At 65.8% G+C, this 16,380-nt stretch carries 17 protein-coding genes; 14 read left to right on the forward strand and 3 right to left on the reverse strand.

Translation table 11 applies throughout. From position 1 onward, the window contains the following. Positions 1–2 precede the first annotated feature (2 nt). Positions 3–1,007 carry an anion permease gene (locus ACE103_RS18555; protein WP_375780614.1) on the forward strand — a complete coding sequence of 335 codons (1,005 nt, stop codon included), beginning with the start codon at positions 3–5 and terminating at the stop codon, positions 1,005–1,007. Here the strand turns inward: ACE103_RS18555 and sugE are convergent, their stop codons facing one another. Further along, the gene (gene sugE / locus ACE103_RS18560; RefSeq protein WP_375780615.1) at positions 1,008–1,316 is read right to left on the reverse strand and encodes a quaternary ammonium compound efflux SMR transporter SugE; all 309 of its coding nucleotides are present in this window, start codon (positions 1,314–1,316) and stop codon (positions 1,008–1,010) included. A gap of 157 nt (positions 1,317–1,473) precedes the next feature. On the opposite strand from sugE, the gene ACE103_RS18565 reads away from it, so the two are divergent. The 9 genes from ACE103_RS18565 (at position 1,474) to ACE103_RS18605 (ending at position 11,536) form a co-directional block, all read left to right on the forward strand. After that, positions 1,474–3,090: a peptide chain release factor 3 gene (locus ACE103_RS18565; protein WP_375780616.1), complete on the forward strand. Its 1,617-nt coding sequence runs from the start codon at positions 1,474–1,476 to the stop codon at positions 3,088–3,090. A 388-nt stretch (positions 3,091–3,478) separates the two neighbouring features. Further along, a complete protein-coding gene (locus tag ACE103_RS18570) occupies positions 3,479–4,087 on the forward strand; it encodes a hypothetical protein (protein ID WP_375780617.1) in 609 nt (202 codons plus the stop codon). A 215-nt stretch (positions 4,088–4,302) separates the two neighbouring features. Further along, positions 4,303–4,887: an NnrU family protein gene (locus ACE103_RS18575; RefSeq protein WP_375780618.1), complete on the forward strand. Its 585-nt coding sequence runs from the start codon at positions 4,303–4,305 to the stop codon at positions 4,885–4,887. Between the two features lie 2 nt (positions 4,888–4,889). Then, positions 4,890–5,711 (forward strand): 3-methyl-2-oxobutanoate hydroxymethyltransferase, encoded by an 822-nt coding sequence (gene panB, locus ACE103_RS18580; protein ID WP_375780619.1) that lies wholly within the window; start codon positions 4,890–4,892, stop codon positions 5,709–5,711. A gap of 10 nt (positions 5,712–5,721) precedes the next feature. Next, positions 5,722–7,317, forward strand: coding sequence for a class I adenylate-forming enzyme family protein (locus tag ACE103_RS18585; protein WP_375780620.1), 1,596 nt, complete (start codon positions 5,722–5,724; stop codon positions 7,315–7,317). Between the two features lie 158 nt (positions 7,318–7,475). After that, positions 7,476–8,132, forward strand: a complete 657-nt coding sequence (locus ACE103_RS18590; protein ID WP_375780621.1) for a tetratricopeptide repeat protein — start codon at positions 7,476–7,478, stop codon at positions 8,130–8,132. 37 nt (positions 8,133–8,169) lie between these two features. Next, on the forward strand, positions 8,170–8,727 hold the full coding sequence (locus tag ACE103_RS18595; protein ID WP_375780622.1) for a hypothetical protein: 558 nt from the start codon (positions 8,170–8,172) through the stop codon (positions 8,725–8,727). Positions 8,728–8,906: 179 nt separating this feature from the next. Beyond that, positions 8,907–10,295 (forward strand): ribosome biogenesis GTPase Der, encoded by a 1,389-nt coding sequence (gene der / locus ACE103_RS18600; protein ID WP_375780623.1) that lies wholly within the window; start codon positions 8,907–8,909, stop codon positions 10,293–10,295. Further along, positions 10,292–11,536: an MFS transporter gene (locus ACE103_RS18605; RefSeq protein ID WP_375780624.1), complete on the forward strand. Its 1,245-nt coding sequence runs from the start codon at positions 10,292–10,294 to the stop codon at positions 11,534–11,536. The genes der and ACE103_RS18605 overlap by 4 nt, the downstream gene beginning before the upstream one ends. Before the next feature lie 84 nt (positions 11,537–11,620). On the opposite strand, the gene ACE103_RS18610 is transcribed toward ACE103_RS18605, so the two are convergent. Then, on the reverse strand, positions 11,621–12,013 hold the full coding sequence (locus ACE103_RS18610) for a nuclear transport factor 2 family protein (protein WP_223972656.1): 393 nt from the start codon (positions 12,011–12,013) through the stop codon (positions 11,621–11,623). Positions 12,014–12,213: 200 nt separating this feature from the next. On the opposite strand from ACE103_RS18610, the gene ACE103_RS18615 reads away from it, so the two are divergent. From ACE103_RS18615 to ACE103_RS18630, 4 genes are all read left to right on the forward strand, one after another. Then, positions 12,214–12,510, forward strand: a complete 297-nt coding sequence (locus ACE103_RS18615) for a hypothetical protein (protein ID WP_375780625.1) — start codon at positions 12,214–12,216, stop codon at positions 12,508–12,510. A gap of 157 nt (positions 12,511–12,667) precedes the next feature. Next, entirely contained in the window at positions 12,668–13,342 is a 675-nt protein-coding gene (locus tag ACE103_RS18620) for a TetR/AcrR family transcriptional regulator (protein WP_375780626.1), read from the forward strand. A gap of 391 nt (positions 13,343–13,733) precedes the next feature. After that, a complete protein-coding gene (locus tag ACE103_RS18625; RefSeq protein ID WP_223972637.1) occupies positions 13,734–14,396 on the forward strand; it encodes a DUF3313 domain-containing protein in 663 nt (220 codons plus the stop codon). 51 nt (positions 14,397–14,447) lie between these two features. Next, a complete protein-coding gene (locus tag ACE103_RS18630) occupies positions 14,448–15,017 on the forward strand; it encodes a DUF2147 domain-containing protein (RefSeq protein WP_375780627.1) in 570 nt (189 codons plus the stop codon). Positions 15,018–15,148: 131 nt separating this feature from the next. On the opposite strand, the gene ACE103_RS18635 is transcribed toward ACE103_RS18630, so the two are convergent. Then, positions 15,149–16,375 (reverse strand): ABC transporter substrate-binding protein, encoded by a 1,227-nt coding sequence (locus ACE103_RS18635; protein ID WP_223972626.1) that lies wholly within the window; start codon positions 16,373–16,375, stop codon positions 15,149–15,151. Between the last annotated feature and the right edge of the window lie 5 nt (positions 16,376–16,380).

Here is a 16,380-nt window from a genome sequence, read left to right on the forward strand (position 1 = left end):
ACGTGGACACCACGCTGGGTCTTCCGGTTCTGACCATCCTGATCGCGGTCGCGCTGCTGTTCGACTTCCTGAACGGCCTGCACGATGCCGCGAATTCGATCGCGACCATCGTCTCGACCCGCGTGCTGCGGCCGCAATATGCGGTGTTCTGGGCGGCGTTCTTCAACTTCGTCGCCTTCGCGGTGTTCGGCCTGCACGTCGCCAACACCATCGGCACCGGGATCATCGACCCGTCGGTGGTGGACGCGACCGTGATCTTCGCCGCGTTGGTCGGCGCGATCGTCTGGAACGTGATCACCTGGGCGCTCGGCATTCCCTCGTCGAGCTCGCACGCGCTGATCGGCGGCCTGGTCGGCGCCGGCATGGCGAAGGCGGGCATCTCGGCGGCGGTGTGGAGCGGGCTCACCAAGACCTTGCTCGCCATCGTGCTGTCGCCGCTGGTCGGATTCCTGCTGGCGCTGGTGCTGGTCGCGATCGTGTCCTGGCTCTCGGTGCGCTCGACGCCGTTCGCGGTCGATCGCGCCTTCAGGATCCTGCAATTCGCCTCGGCGTCGCTCTATTCGCTCGGCCATGGCGGCAACGACGCGCAGAAGACCATGGGCATCATCGCCGTGCTGCTCTACTCGCAGGGCCACCTCGGCGACACCTTCGAGATTCCGTTCTGGGTCGTGCTGGCCTGCCAGAGCGCGATGGCGCTGGGCACGCTGATGGGGGGCTGGCGGATCGTGCGCACCATGGGGCTGCGGATCACCAAGCTGACGCCAATGCAGGGCTTTTGCGCCGAGACCGGCGGCGCCGCCACGCTGTTCATCGCGACCTATCTCGGGGTGCCGGTATCGACCACCCACACCATCACCGGCGCCATCGTCGGCGTCGGCGCGGCACGGCGGCTGTCCGCCGTGCGCTGGAACGTGGCGAGCTCGATCGTCTATGCCTGGGTGATCACGATCCCGGCGTCGGCCGCGGTCGCAGCCGCGACCTATTGGGCGGTACAGATTCTCAGATAATTAACCGACCAGTCCGACGATGCCCGACACGATCAACCCGATGCTGGCCAGCCGCATTGCGGTTGCGGGTTCGCCGAGCAGGATGATGCCGAGCGCCGCGGTGCCGACCGCGCCGATCCCGGTCCAGACCGCGTAGGCGGTTCCAATCGGCAGCGTCTTCAGCGCGATGCCGAGCAGGATCACGCTGCCGGCCATCGCCGCGAGCGTCAGCACCGACGGCACCAGCCGGGAAAAGCCCTCGGTATATTTCAGCCCGATCGCCCAGCCGATCTCGAGCAGGCCTGCGGTGAACAGAATGGTCCAAGCCATAACGAACCCTCCGGATAAGGCAGGGTCGTCCCCGCGGGATGGTATGGTGAGGAAAAGGTCGTCCTTCCCGTGCCTATATGTGGGTGGTGCGGCTCTTCCGCATTGCGACAAAACGCCCTTGATTGCGCCCGTTTTCCCTGCCAAACGCTGCCCCGCCATGTCCGACATCTCAGTTTCAGCCGAATCTCCGTCCCGCTCGCCGCTTTCCGAGGAAGTGGCGCGGCGGCGCACCTTTGCGATCATCTCGCACCCGGACGCCGGCAAGACCACGCTGACGGAAAAGCTGCTGCTGTTCGGCGGCGCCATCAACCTTGCGGGCCAGGTCAAGGCCAAGGGCGAGCGGCGCAACACGCGCTCCGACTGGATGAAGATCGAGCGCGAGCGCGGCATCTCGGTCGTCACCTCGGTGATGACCTTCGAGTTCAACGACCTGGTGTTCAACCTCTTGGACACGCCGGGCCACGAGGACTTCTCGGAAGATACCTATCGCACGCTGACCGCGGTCGATTCCGCGGTCATGGTGATCGACGCCGCCAAGGGCATCGAGGCGCGTACGCGCAAGCTGTTCGAGGTGTGCCGGTTGCGCGACATCCCGATCATCACCTTCATCAACAAGATGGACCGCGAGAGCCGCGACACGTTCGATCTGCTCGACGAGATCGAGAAGACGCTGGCGCTCGACACCACACCGATGACCTGGCCGGTCGGCCGCGGCCGCGACTTCCTCGGCACCTATGACGTCGTCAATGGCGGCGTTCGGCTGCTCGAGGGCGGCGGCGCCAAGACCGGCGCCACCGAGCAGATCGACATCGCCGACCTCGGCAAGCGCAATCCCAATCTCGACGTCGCCGAGGTCAGGGATGAGCTCGCGCTCGCGTCGGAAGCCTGCAAGCCGTTCGAGCTCGCGGCATTCCGCGAGGGCCATCTGACGCCGGTCTATTTCGGCAGCGCGCTGCGCAATTTCGGCGTCGGTGACTTACTTGAGGGCCTCGGCAAGTTCGCGCCGGCGCCGCGCGCGCAGGATTCCGATCTGCGCAAGGTCGAGGCGGCGGAGCCGCGCATGAGCGCCTTCGTGTTCAAGATCCAGGCCAACATGGATCCGAACCATCGCGACCGCATCGCGTTCGCCCGGCTGTGCTCCGGAAAACTCACCCGCGGCATGAAGGCCAAGCTGGTGCGCACCGGCAAGAACATGAGCCTGTCGAGCCCGCAATTCTTCTTCGCGCAGGACCGCTCGGTGGCGGACGAGGCGTTTGCCGGCGACGTCGTCGGCATTCCCAACCACGGCACGTTGCGGATCGGCGACACCCTGACCGAGGGCGAGGATCTGACCTTCGTCGGTGTGCCGAGCTTCGCGCCGGAAATCGTCCGCCGCGTCCGCCTGACCGATGCGATGAAGGCGAAGAAGCTGAAGGAAGCCTTGCAGCAGATGTCGGAGGAGGGCGTCGTGCAGGTGTTCCGTCCACGCGACGGTGCGCCGGCGCTGGTCGGCGTGGTCGGTCCGCTGCAGCTCGACGTGCTGAAGGCGCGGCTCGATGCCGAATATTCGCTGCCGGTCGAGTTCGAGATCTCGGAGTTCTCGCTGGCGCGCTGGATCTCGTCCGACGACCGCAAGAAGCTGGAGGCCTTCGTCGCCGCCAACAATTCCGGCATCGCCGACGACGTCGACGGCGATCCCGTGTTCATGGCCAAGAACGAGTTCTATCTCGGCTACACCCGCGAGCGCGCCGAGGGCATCACCTTCTCCAACGTCAAGGACGTGAAGAAGGCGTAGCGCCGCCACATACTCGGTGTCGTCCCCCGGCACGACCGGGGGACCCAGTACGCCGCGGCTTCTCCGTGACTCACTGCCGTCTCTGGGATACTGGATCGCCCGGTCGAGCCGGGCGATGACGGCGGGGTTGTGGGGCGAGAAGCGCGAGGACGTGAAGAAGCGGGCGTGACGCCCAGTATCCGGTGTCGTCCCCCGGCTCGACCGGGGGACCCAGTACGCCGCGGCCTATTGATTGATTACTGCCGTCTCTGGAATACTGGATCGCCCGGTCAAGCCGGGCGACGACGGCGGAGAGCCGTGCGCGAGCGCAAGGAATTGAACACGGCCCCGCTTGCCGCGGTCCGGCCGCGGTACCATTTTCCCCGGAGCGCATCCCGGGTCCAACCGCATGTTCCGACGCGTCGTCATTTGCCTCGCTATCGCCGTGGCCATTGCCCTCGCGGGCACCGCTGGCGCGCGACAACGGCAACAGACCAACCCGGTGCCGTTCGCACACACGCCGTGCAGCGTGCTCGACTATGGGCCCTGCATCCCTTCTTACTGCAGCGTGTTCAACCACGGGCCCTGCCTGCCCGAAATCAATTATCCGTACGGCGAAAATCTGCAGCTCACGATCCTGACGGTGCCGCCCGAGGGGCAGGCCGAGAAGTACCGCAAGCCGGACCATGATCTCGATACCATCGGCGATCTGTTCGCCGCGCTGCGTTCCTGCTGGGCGCCGCCGCCGCCGGACGATGCGCGCGAGGGCATGCAGATGTCGGTGCGCTTCAGCTTCAAGCGGACCGGCGAGATGATCGGCACGCCGCGCCTGACATTTTCGACGCGGGGCATCCCGGCGGATACCCGCACGACCTACCTCAACGCGATCAACGCCTCGCTCAGTACCTGCCTGCCGCTGAAATTCACCGGCGGGCTCGGCGGCGCGCTGGCCGGCCGGCCGATCATGATCCGCTATGTCGACAATCGCGAACTAGCCAAGCCGACCGGCAATCCGTAATGGCACGTCATTCCGGAGCGATGCGGAGCATCGAACCCGGAATCCCGAAATTGGCTTGCGCATCCGCCAATCTCGAGATTCCCCGGTGCGCAATTGCGCACCCGTGGTCTGGCCCTACGGGCCATCCCGAATGACGGCTTGCGGAGCGTGGTGCATTGCCACCCGCCCAGCGAAGATGTTACGCGAAGGCAGCAATCAATCAGGGGAGGAACTTCGTGGGACTGCTCGTCATGATCCTGGGTCTCGTGCTGTTCCTTGGTATCCATGTGCTGACCAGCCTGCGCGAGCTGCGCGCCGGCATCGTAAATGCAATGGGCGAGGGAGCCTACAAGGGCGTCTATTCGCTGGTGTCGTTCGCGGGGCTCGCGCTGATCATCTGGGGCTTCGCCCACTACCGCGCGACCGGCTGGATCGACGTCTGGACGCCGCCGACCGCCTTCAAGCACATCACGGTGGCGCTGATGCTGCCGGCCGTCATCCTCGTCGTCGCCGCCTATATCCGCGGCCGCATCTACACCACGCTGAAGCATCCGATGCTGGCGGGCGTCAAGCTGTGGGCGTTCGCGCATCTGCTCGCCAATGGCGATCTTGGCTCGACCATCCTGTTCGGCTCGTTTCTCGGCTGGGCGGTCTATGACCGCATCTCGCTGAAGCGCCGTGCGGATGCCGGCGGGCCGCCGATCCCGGTGGGCGGTCCGACCAACGACCTGATCGCGATCGCGGTCGGTGTCATCGTCTATCTGGCGCTGGCGTTTGCGTTCCACCCGGTCGTGATCGGCGTGCCTGTCATGGGAGCCTGACTATGTCTGTTCAATCCGCCATCAAGCGCAAGACCGCGCCCGATCTGCGCGCCCGCAAGAATGGCGAACCGATCGTGATGCTGACATCGTATCACGCGCACACCGCGGCGCTGGTCGACCGGCACTGCGACGCGATCCTGGTCGGCGATTCCCTCGGCAATGTGATGCATGGCTTCGAGACCACGGTGCCCGTCACCCTCGACATGATGATCCTGCAGGGCCGCGCGGTGATGCGCGGTTCGCAGGCTGCACTCGTCGTGGTCGACATGCCGTTCGGTTCCTACGAGGAGTCGAAAGAGCAGGCGTTCCGGTCGGCGGTGCGGATCATGAAGGAGACGCTGTGCGGCGCGGTCAAGCTCGAGGGCGGCGCGCGGATGGCGGAGACGGTGGCTTTCCTGTCGGAGCGCGGCATTCCCGTGATGGGCCATATCGGCCTGACGCCGCAATCGATCAACACGCTGGGCTCGTTCCGCGCGCAGGGCCGCGAGGAGGAGAATTGGGCGCCGATCGAGAACGACGCCAGGGCGATCGCGGAGGCTGGCGCCTTCTCGATCGTGGTCGAGGCGGTCGCCGAGCCGCTGGCGCGCAAGATCACGCAAGCGATCACCGTTCCCACCATCGGCATCGGCGCCAGCGCCGCCTGCGACGGCCAAGTGCTGGTGCTGGAGGATATGCTCGGCCTGTCGCCGCGTGCGCCGAAATTCGTGCGCCGCTACGGCAACCTCGGGCCAATGATCGAGGAAGCGATCGCGGGCTATGCGCGCGACGTGAAGAGCCGCGCCTTTCCCGGGCCGGAGCACGTCTACGGCATGAAGAAGAGCTGACGAGGCGCACATGGACTGGTCGCAACACGCACTTCCGGCCATGCGGCTCGAGCCGCGCTTCGGCGACCGCGTCGTGCCTGTCTTTGCCGAGCGGCCGGCCAGCCTGTGGGCGATGATCGCGGACGCCATCGCACAGAACGGCGACGGCGAGGCGCTGGTCTGCGGCGCGACGCGCCTGAGCTGGCGCGAGGTCGCCGAGCAATCGGCGAAGGTCGCGGCCGGCTTTGCAAAGCTCGGCCTCGTTCCGGGCGACCGCGTCGGGATCCTGCTCGGCAACCGCATCGAGTTCGTGCTGACGATGTTCGCCGCCGCCCATGCGGGGCTGGTGACCGTGCTGCTCTCGATACGCCAGCAGAAGCCCGAGATCGCCTATGTGCTGAACGATTGCGGCGCCAAGCTGCTGGTCCATGAGGCCGCGCTTGCCGACCGTATCCCCGACGCTGCCGACATTCCCGGCCTCACGCATCGCGTCTCGGTCAGCGACGACGGCACATCGCAATTCGCGGGCCTGCGCGACAACGCGCCAGTGCAAGCGCCGGCGGAGGTGAGGGAAGAGGACACCGCGATGATCCTCTACACCTCGGGCACCACGGGCCGGCCGAAGGGCGCGATGCTCGCCCATTGCAACATCATCCACTCCTCGATGGTGTTCGCATCTTGCCTGAAGCTGACCAAGGCCGATCGCTCGATCGCGGCGGTGCCGCTCGCGCATGTCACCGGCGCGGTCGCCAACGTCACCACCATGGCGCGCTCTGCCGGCGCGCTGATCATCATGCCTGAGTTCAAGGCGTCGGAGTATCTGAAGGTCGCGGCGCGCGAGCGCGTCACCTACACGGTGATGGTGCCGGCGATGTACAATCTCTGCCTGATGCAGCCGGATTTCGACAGCACCGACCTGTCGAGTTGGCGGATCGGCGGCTTCGGCGGCGCGCCGATGCCGGTCGCGACCATCGAAAAGCTCAACGCCAAGATTCCCGGCCTCAAGCTCGCGAACTGCTATGGCGCGACTGAGACCACGTCGCCCTCGACCTTGATGCCGGGTGAGTTGACCGCGGCGCATATCGACAGCGTCGGCCTGCCGTGTCCCGGCGCCGAGATCGTGGTGATGGGCGCCGATGGCCACGAGGTGCCACGCGGCGAGATCGGCGAGCTCTGGATCCGCAGCGCTTCCGTCATCAAGGGCTACTGGAACAATCCGAAGGCGACCGCCGAAAGCTTCACGGCCGGGTTCTGGCATTCCGGCGATCTCGGCTCGGTCGATGCCGACAACTTCGTCCGCGTGTTCGACCGCCAGAAGGACATGATCAACCGCGGCGGCCTGAAGATCTATTCCGCCGAAGTCGAGTCCGTGCTTTCAGGCCATCCGGCCGTGATCGAGAGCGCGATCATCGCAAAACCATGCCCGGTGCTCGGCGAGCGCGTGCACGCCGTGATCGTGACCCGCAGCGAGGTCAATGCGGAGAGCTTGCGCGCCTGGTGCGCCGAGCGTCTCTCCGACTACAAGGTGCCCGAGACGATGGCGCTGACGTCAGAGCCGCTGCCGCGCAACGCCAACGGCAAGGTGATCAAGCGCCAGCTGCGCGAGGGCCTGTCGGCAGGGGCGTAGCCTCGGGTTAGGACAAACTTCCCCGGTTAACGCTTTGATCCGCCTCGCTTTGCCTTGCCTCCGCCACACCGTTAGGGTAACGCCGCCGCGATGTGGGGATCAGGTAGGGGCTGCGCTCCGCCGAGATTCGCGGTCCCGAGGGGATGGGATAGCCTTAAGTGTCTGAATTATTTGACGAAGTCGACGAGGAAGTCCGTCGCGATCAGCTCAAGAAGCTGTGGGACAAGTACTCGCTTTTCATCATCGCGCTGGCGATCGTGGTGGTCGCGGGCGTCGGTGGCTGGCGTGGCTACCAATATCTCGAGGGCAAGAAGGCCGCCGAGGCCGGTGCGGCGTTCGACCGCGCCGTCGAGCTGTCGGACCAGAACAAGCACGCCGAGGCCGAGGCCGCGTTCGCCGACCTGATCACCAAGGCGCCGTCCGGCTATCGCAATCTGGCGCGGCTGCGCATGGCCGCCGAGGTCGCGACCCGCGATCAGCCGGCCGCTGCGAAGCTCTATGACGAGATCGCAGCCGACCGCAGCGTCGGCGGTCCCGATCAGGACCTGGCGCGGATCCGCGCCGCGCAGATGGTGATGGACACCACGACCTATCCGAACATGGTGCAACGGCTCGAGGGCATGGCGACGTCGAAGGACTCGACGTTCCGCCACTCCGCGCGCGAGTTGCTGGCGCTGTCGGCCTGGCGCGCCAACGATGCCACCGCCGCGCGGCAGTGGCTCGACCAGATTGCCAATGACGGCGAGACGCCGCCGAGCCTGCGTTCGCGCGCCGAAGCGCTGCAGGCCTTGTTGCCGCCGGTCGCCAAAAGCTGAACCGGCGCGAAACCCGAGTTTGAGTGAGAGATCGACCATGCGCCGCTCGCAACGCCTGATCGCAGCCGCAGTTCTGACAGCGCTTTGCAGCGCGCTGGCCGGCTGCGGCGGTGGCGGTATGGCCAATTTCGATCCGAGCGATCTGCTCGACTTCCTCGACACCAAGAAGAAGCTGGCCGGTGACCGCAAGCCGGTGTTCCCGGAAGGCGTGCCCGGCCTCGAGCAGGGCGTGCCGAAGGAATTGTACAAGGGCTCGCAGCAGGAGCAGCTCGACCAGCAGAACGCCGCGGCAGCGGCCGCCGCCCAGCCGGCTCCGCCGCCGGAGCCGCCGAAGGGCGCCAAGAAGCACACCAAGCGCGCCGCGCCGGCCGCGGATCAGGCAGCTGCTCCCGACGCCGCAGCGCCGGACGAGGGCGCGCCTGCCGCGCTGCCGCCCGAGCCGAAGCCGAAGAAGATTGTCCGCCGCCGCACCACCGCGCCGCCCGCCGACGACCAGCAGGCGCAGCCTGCCCCGCCGGCGCAGCAGACCCAGACCACGCAACAATCCGGCGGCGCGTTCCCCGCGCCGCTACCGAGCGGCGGATTTAGCCGCTAGCATGATCCGGAAAAGTGCGAAGCGGTTTTCCCTCGCGACAAACGCGGAACGCGTTTGCGCGGAGATCATGCTAAAACAAGAATCTAAAGCGCGATGACGGTTCAACCCAATCGCATCGCGCGCTAGGCTCCTGCTTCAATTCATTAGACGCGCGCCGCGCCGCGGCGCCGGGATGATCCATGTCTTTTACCATCGCCATTATCGGCCGGCCCAATGTCGGAAAGTCGACGCTGTTCAACCGGCTGGTCGGCCAGAAGCTCGCGCTGGTGGACGACGAGCCCGGCGTGACCCGGGACCGCCGCGAGGGCCAGGCGCGGCTCTACGATCTCGACTTCACCATCATCGACACCGCGGGGCTCGATGAGGGCGCCAAGGGCTCGCTGACGGCGCGGATGCAGGAGCAGACCGAAACCGCGATCGAGCTCGCCGACGCCCTGATGTTCGTGATCGACGCTCGCGTCGGCCTCACGCCGACCGATCGCGCCTTTGCCGACTTCGCCCGCAAGGCCAACAAGCCGGTGCTGCTGATCGCCAACAAGGCCGAGGGCAAGCACGGCGAGATCGGCGCAATGGAATCCTACGCGCTCGGGCTCGGCGATCCCGTGCAGATCTCGGCCGAGCACGGCGAGGGCATGGGCGACCTCCACGAGGCGCTGAGTGCGCTGATGCCTGAACCCGTCGACGAGGGGGAAGAGGAGGAGATCGAGGGCGTCGAGGATTGGTCGGATGAGGAGATCGCGCAGCGCCCGATCCGCGTCGCCATCGTGGGCCGACCCAATGCCGGCAAGTCGACGCTGATCAACCATCTGCTCGGCGAGGAGCGGCTGCTGACCAGCCCCGAGGCCGGCACCACGCGCGATTCCATCGCTGTCGAGATCACCTGGCAGGGCCGCCAGTTCCGCGTATTCGACACTGCCGGCCTGCGCCGCCGCTCGCGGATCGAGGAGAAGCTGGAGAAGCTCTCGGTCGCCGACGCGTTGCGCGCGGTGCGCTTCGCCGAAGTCGTCGTGATGATGATGGACTCGCAGAACAAGTTCGAGGAGCAGGATCTGCGCATCGCCGACCTGATCGAGCGCGAGGGCCGTGCCATCGTGCTCGCGGTCAACAAATGGGACCTCGTCGAGCGCAAGCCCAACCAGATCTCGCAGCTGCGCACCGATGCCGACCACTGGCTGCCCCAAGTCAAGGGCGCGCCGATCGTCGCCGTCTCCGGCCTGATGGGTGAGGGCATCGACCGCCTGATGATTGCGATCCAGGAGGCCTATGCCGTCTGGAACCGGCGCTTGCCGACTGCGGCGCTCAATCGCTGGTTCGAGCAGGCAATCCAGGCCAGCCCGCCGCCGGCCGTCTCGGGCCGTCGGCTGAAGCTGAACTACATCACGCAAGTCAAGGCGCGCCCGCCGAGCTTCGTTCTGTTCTGCTCGCGCGCCGATGCGATCCCGAGATCCTATCTGCGCTACCTCACCAACTCGCTGCGCGAGACCTTCGATCTGCCGGGCACGCCGATCCGGATCACGCTGCGCGAGAAGGCCAATCCGTTCGCTCACAAGCGCAAGCGGCCGTCGTGAGCGGCGACGCCGAAGTCCATCCTGCGGCAGTTCCGCAGGCACGTAGTGGCGCGGTGATCTTCATCTTCATCACCCTGCTGCTCGACATGCTCGCGCTCGGGATCATCATCCCGATCCTGCCCAAGCTGATCGAAGGCTTCGTCAACAACGACACCGCCAATGCGGCGCGCATCTTCGGCGTGTTCGGCTCGATCTGGGCCTTGATGCAGTTCGTCTGCTCGCCGATCCTGGGCGTGCTGTCCGATCGCTTCGGCCGCCGGCCGGTGGTCCTGCTGTCGAATTTCGGCCTCGCCGCAGATTACGTGCTGATGGCGCTGGCTCCGAACCTGATCTGGCTGTTCGTCGGGCGGGCAATCTCGGGTATCACCTCGTCGAGCATCTCGACCGTGTTCGCCTATATCGCCGACGTCACCGCGCCGGAGCAGCGCGCCGCGATGTTCGGCAAGATCGGCGTCGCGTTCGGCGCGGGTTTTATTCTGGGACCGGCGCTCGGTGGCTTGCTCGGCGAGATCGATCCGCGACTGCCGTTCTGGGCCGCGGCCGGCCTGAGCTTCGTCAACGGCCTCTATGGCCTGTTCATCCTGCCGGAATCGCTGCCGGTCGAACGGCGCGCGCCGTTCGAATGGAAGAGCGCCAATCCGATCGGCGCGCTGCATTTCCTGCGCGCGAACCGGACGCTGGCCGGCCTGTCGCTGGCGACTTTCTTCGGCCAGCTCGCGCATGTCGTGCTGCCCTCGGTGTTCGTGCTGTACGCCACCTATCGCTATGGCTGGGACACCGGCACCGTCGGTGCGACGCTGGCGCTGGTCGGGCTCTGCGGCATGATCGTGCAGGGCGCGGCGATCGGCCCGATCGTGCAGCGGCTCGGCGAGCGCAACGCGTTGTTCCTCGGCCTCGTCTGCGGCGCCTTGGGCTTCGTGATCTTCGGCGCGGCGCCGACCGGGCAGCTGTTCTGGATCGGCATTCCCGTGATGGCGTTGTGGGGCATCTCGGGCGCCGCGACCCAGGCCCTGACGACGCAACTCGTCGCCGCCGACCAACAAGGCCAGTTGCAGGGCGCGACATCGAGCGTGCAGAGCATGTCGGAATTGATCGGCCCGTTCCTGTTCACGCTGACGTTTGCGTATTTCATCGGCGACAACGTGTCCGTGAAGCTGCCCGGTGCGCCGTTCTATCTGGCCGGCGTGCTGCTGCTGCTCGCACTCGCCATCGCCTGGCGTGCGACGGCGAAGAGAGCGTAGGGCGGGTTAGCGTAGCGTAACCCGCCGCCTTCGTGCGGCGCCGAAAGTTGGTGGGTTACGGCTTCGCCTAACCCACCCTACATCTTAATCGGTCGCCGGCACCGAATGGTGCTCGTGCGTGATCCGCCAGCTGCCGTCGATCTTGCGCAGTCCGATCGTGAGCCTGAATTGGAACGTGTCGTCGAGCGGGCCGCATCGCATCACCGCAACGGCAAAGGCGACGTCATCGCCGGCCGTGATCGCGATGTCCTCGATATCGAAGGCGTAGGAGGAACGCTGACAGCCGAAGAACAAATCCCAGGTCTTCCTGTACGCATCAAGTCCGCGTGACTGGAGCGGTGGCGGCACGTCGAACATCACGATGTCCTGATCGTGATGGGCGAGGACGCCTGCATAGTCGTGTCGGCGGACGGCGTCCGCCCAGGCTTCGATGATTGTTCTGACTTCGGTTTCTGCCGTGTTGCGCTGCTGTGTCATCGTTCGCGTGCTCCGCGTGCTGGCTGATCGATGCTTCGAGGACGAATGCGAGGGCGCCGATCCGACACGCCGATGCGTCCGGGCTGGATCTTGCGGATTGCGCCATTTTGCCTGTATACAAACCATCCGGTTGGTTTGTATAAGCGATGCGGGATGAAGGTGCGCGCCTCGTTCCCTGAGGCCGCCTCGGCAGGAGGAGCATGGTGGACAACGAGGCCGTTGATATCTGCGATGAGTTGACCCGCTTCAGCGACGCGCAGGCGGCGCTGCTGACGTCGCGCGGCCTGGTCTATCTCACCGACCTGAAGCTCGATGACGGCAGGCACGGCACGATCGTCGCTGCCGGCTATGCCGACGCGGAGTCTGTTGCCCGCACGCGCCGTCGCGGGGAGAGGGTCATCGGCCGAATGGCTCACGGGTTCCTTTACGGCCTGCGCCGCCGTCTGCTGCAGAAGGTTCGCGGCGCCGAAGGCCCATGCGCGCGAGCGACCGGGTAGGGCGATGATTGATTCCTCGAAGTGATGTGTGACCGGAGCCGGCATTGGCTTTCCGGTACGTCGTTTGCGCTGCCAGGCGAGATCCGATCCAGCGCTTGAGATTGACTGAGGCCGCTGAGATACTGTGATCTCACGAGACTCCTTCCTGAGTAATTCCATGGATAATCCTTCCCGCTCCGAACGTTCCCGCAACGCCGCACTCGACGCCGCGATCACCATCGTGACGCGCGATGGTCCGGGACGCCTGACGCTGGACGCGATTGCGCGCGAGAGCGGGCTCAGCAAGGGCGGCGTGATGCATCAGTTCCGCACCAAGGAAGCGGTGCTGCGCGCTCTGCTCGAGCAGCAGATGGCGCATTTCGAGGAGTTCTCGAGCCGCTACCTCGAAAACGCGCGCGAGACCACGGATCAGCCGGAACTGGCGGCGCAGATCGCAACGCTCAAGGAGGCGATCTCGACGCCGCGGGCCGGGGCATTTGCGCTGCTGGCTGCGATGAACGAGAATCCCGAATTGATGGCGATGCCGCGCGATGTCGACATCAAGAAGATCGCGCTGATGAAGGCCGAGGCGCGCGATCCGGATCTGGCGCTGCTGCGCTGGGCCGCGGCGCGGGGGCTGCTGCTGAGTTCGTTGTTCGGCCTGTCGTCGCTGACCGACGGCGAGCGGGATCGCCTGTTCGAGCGATTGCTCGACGACAGCAAGTGGACTGCGATCGAGCAGGGCGCGCCGGCGGCCGCAAAGCCATCCAAGGTGACGGCGACGCGCACGGCATCGCCGCGGCCTGCCGGCGCACGGGCCGCAAAGCCGGCATCAGCGCGCAAGCGTGGCTGAATCTCCGGCGTGATCCGAAAGCACAACGCCGCCCAAGCGGAATATGGATCGCTTGGCGGCGTTGGGTCGGCACCGGGCCCCTGAAATCCCCCGGCAATTGGTGCGTTAGCACGAGAGATATCGCGGGTTTGTGACAGCGCGAGGCCGTCATTTCGCGACGCAGCTCACCGGTTTTCCACGACGTTTCGATCGCCCGATTTTTCTGACGCGTTCCTGCGATTGCAACTTTACAAACCAACTGGTCGGTTTTATAGTTATCGCACTGAGGTAAGATCTGGCGGCGCCGTGAGGGCGAGCCAGATCGGCAGTGACGGCCGCAGCCGTAACTTCAGCCCCGGACGCGGCTGCGGCCGAGCTGCTCTTCCGCTTTAGCTCGGATGAGGAGATTGGAATGGAGAGCTCGATCGCCGCGCGCGGTCTGGGAGCGATGGCGCTTTGCGTCCTCGCCGGAGGATGTGCCGCCGTTACGCCGGTGGCTTATTCGGACGTGGCCTCGTCGGCCTACATGACGCCTGATACGTCCGACTCGTCGGGCCGCGTGCCGTATCGCTATGCGCCGCCGGTCGACTGGCGGAGCTACAACAAGGTGATGCTCGATCCGGTCGTGATCTATCGCGGTGCGGATCATCAGTTCGGCGACATGTCCGAGAAGGACAAGCAGACGCTCGCCGCCTACATGCAGACCCGCTTCGCCGACAAATTGCGCGGCCGCTTCACGCTGGTGAATACGCGCGGGCCGAACACGTTTCGCGTGCGGCTGACGCTGACCGGCGCGGTCGCCAACACGCCGGTGCTCGGCACATTGTCGCGCTTCGACATGGCCGGCGCGATTTACAACGGCGTGCAGGCCGCGCGTGACGGCGAGGGTACGATGACCGGCTCGGTGATCTATGCCGTCGAGATGTTCGACAGTTCGACCGCGCGCCTGCTCGGCGCCTACGTCAGCAAGCAATATCCCGGCGCCTACGACATCAAGGCCAGCGTCGGCGATCTCGCCGCCGCCACCGCCGGCATCGACAAGGGTGCCGATGCCTTCATGGCGCAACTGAAGTGAGGCGCGCGTCGCGCCTCCTGCAATCATCCCGACGATGAAAGGTGCTGTCGAATGAATTACATGGTTCGCCTGTTTCTGCGCGGCCTGGTCGCCGCCATTCTGATGAGCTCAACCGGCCATGCCGAAGTGATCGCATCGAGCGATCCGAGCGGCACCTGGCTGACCGAGGACGGACGCGCACGCATCCGCCTCGAGCGTTGCGGCACGGCGCGCGACCGCATCTGCGGCTTCATCGTGTGGATGAAGGATCCGCTCGATCCGCGCGGCCAGCCGTTCCGCGACAGCTTCAATCCCGATCCCGACAAGCGCACGCGCGCGCTGCTCGGCCATCAGCTGATCCTGGGATTGAAGCTGTCGCCGGAGGGCCGGTTCGACGGCGACATCTACAATGCCGAGGACGGCAAGTCCTACTCGGTCTCGCTGTGGCGCGATCCGTCCGACCGGCTGAAGCTCAAGGGGTGCCTGCTCAAGCTGCTGTGCCAGACCCAGACCTGGACGCCGACATTCGACGCTCAGCCCGGACAACTCGTCGGCCTGACCGGCGATCCCGGCGGCCCGCGTGCCGACCGGGAGTGGGCATCGCTGCCGGCGGCTGCGAAGGCGAAGTCGGCGGCGAAGTGATCGGAGTAGGGCGGGTTAGCGATGCGTAACCCGCCAACTTCGTGCCGTGAAAAGATGGTGGATTACGCCTTCCGCCTTCGCTTGTTGAGCTACGGCGGACGTAGTCGGCTAATCCACCCTACAGAGCTCGCTTATTTCTTCACCAGCGGACAATCGCTGGCCTCGAGCGGCTTGGCGGCGTCCTCCGGCGAGATGGTGGCGATCAGCTTGTAATAGTCCCACGGATATTTGGACTCCTCCGGCTTCTTCACCTCGAACAGATAGGCCGGGATGATGCGGCGGCCGTCGATCCGCAGCGGACCCTTTCCGAACAGCGGATCGTCGGTCGGGATCTCCTTCATCTTGGCGACGACCTTGGCGCCGTCATGCGGATTGCCGCCCATCGCGTCCAATGCCTTGAGGTAATGCAGCACGCCGGCATAGACGCCGGCCACCGTCATCGAGGGCATCGCGTTCTTCGGCGAGACCTTCTGGAAGCGCTTCGACCAGGCGCGGGTCTGGTCGTTCATGTCCCAGTAGAACGACTCGGTGAAGGTGAGGCCCTGGGCGATCTTCAAGCCCAGCGCATGCACGTCGTTGACGAACAGCAGCAGCGCCGCGAGCTTCTGTCCGCCCGCGGTGATGCCGAATTCGGACGCCTGCTTGATCGCGTTGGTGGTGTCGCCGCCGGCATTGGCGAGGCCGATGATCTTGGCCTTGGAGGCCTGCGCCTGCAGCAGGAACGAGGAGAAGTCCGCGGTGTTGAGCGGGTGCTTGACGCCGCCGAGCACCTTGCCGCCGTTCGCGGTGACGACCGCCGAGGTGTCGCGCTCCAGCGCGTGGCCGAAGGCGTAGTCGGCGGTGAGGAAGAACCAGGTGTCGCCGCCCGCCTTGGTCAGCGCCTTGCCGGTGCCGTTGGCGAGCATGTAGGTGTCGAACGTGTAGGAGATCGTGTTGGCGTTGCAGGCCTTGCCGGTCAGATCGGCGGTCGCCGCGCCCGAATTGAGCACGATCGAGTTCTTCTCCTTGGCAAGGTTGCTCACCGCCAGCGCGACGCCGGAGTTCGGCGTATCGGTGATGATGTCGACCTTGTCGTTGTCGATCCAGTTGCGCGCGATGTTGACGCCGACGTCGGGCTTGTTCTGGTGGTCGCCGCTGACCACCTCGATCTTCCAGCCCTTGGCGCGCAGGCCGGAATCTTCCACCGCCATGTTGGCCGCGGCCACCGAATTGGGCCCGCCGATATCGGCATAGAGGCCCGACATGTCGTTCAGCACGCCGATCTTGACGTTCTTGTCCTGAGCAAAGGCTGGCGTTGCAAGGCCGAGTGCAGCGCAAGCGAGAAGCACGGCGTGGCGCCGTGCGAGCGTCGTCGTCATGAGAC

The organism is Bradyrhizobium sp. ma5 (assembly GCF_042258955.1).
In the GTDB taxonomy this organism is placed as follows: domain Bacteria; phylum Pseudomonadota; class Alphaproteobacteria; order Rhizobiales; family Xanthobacteraceae; genus Bradyrhizobium.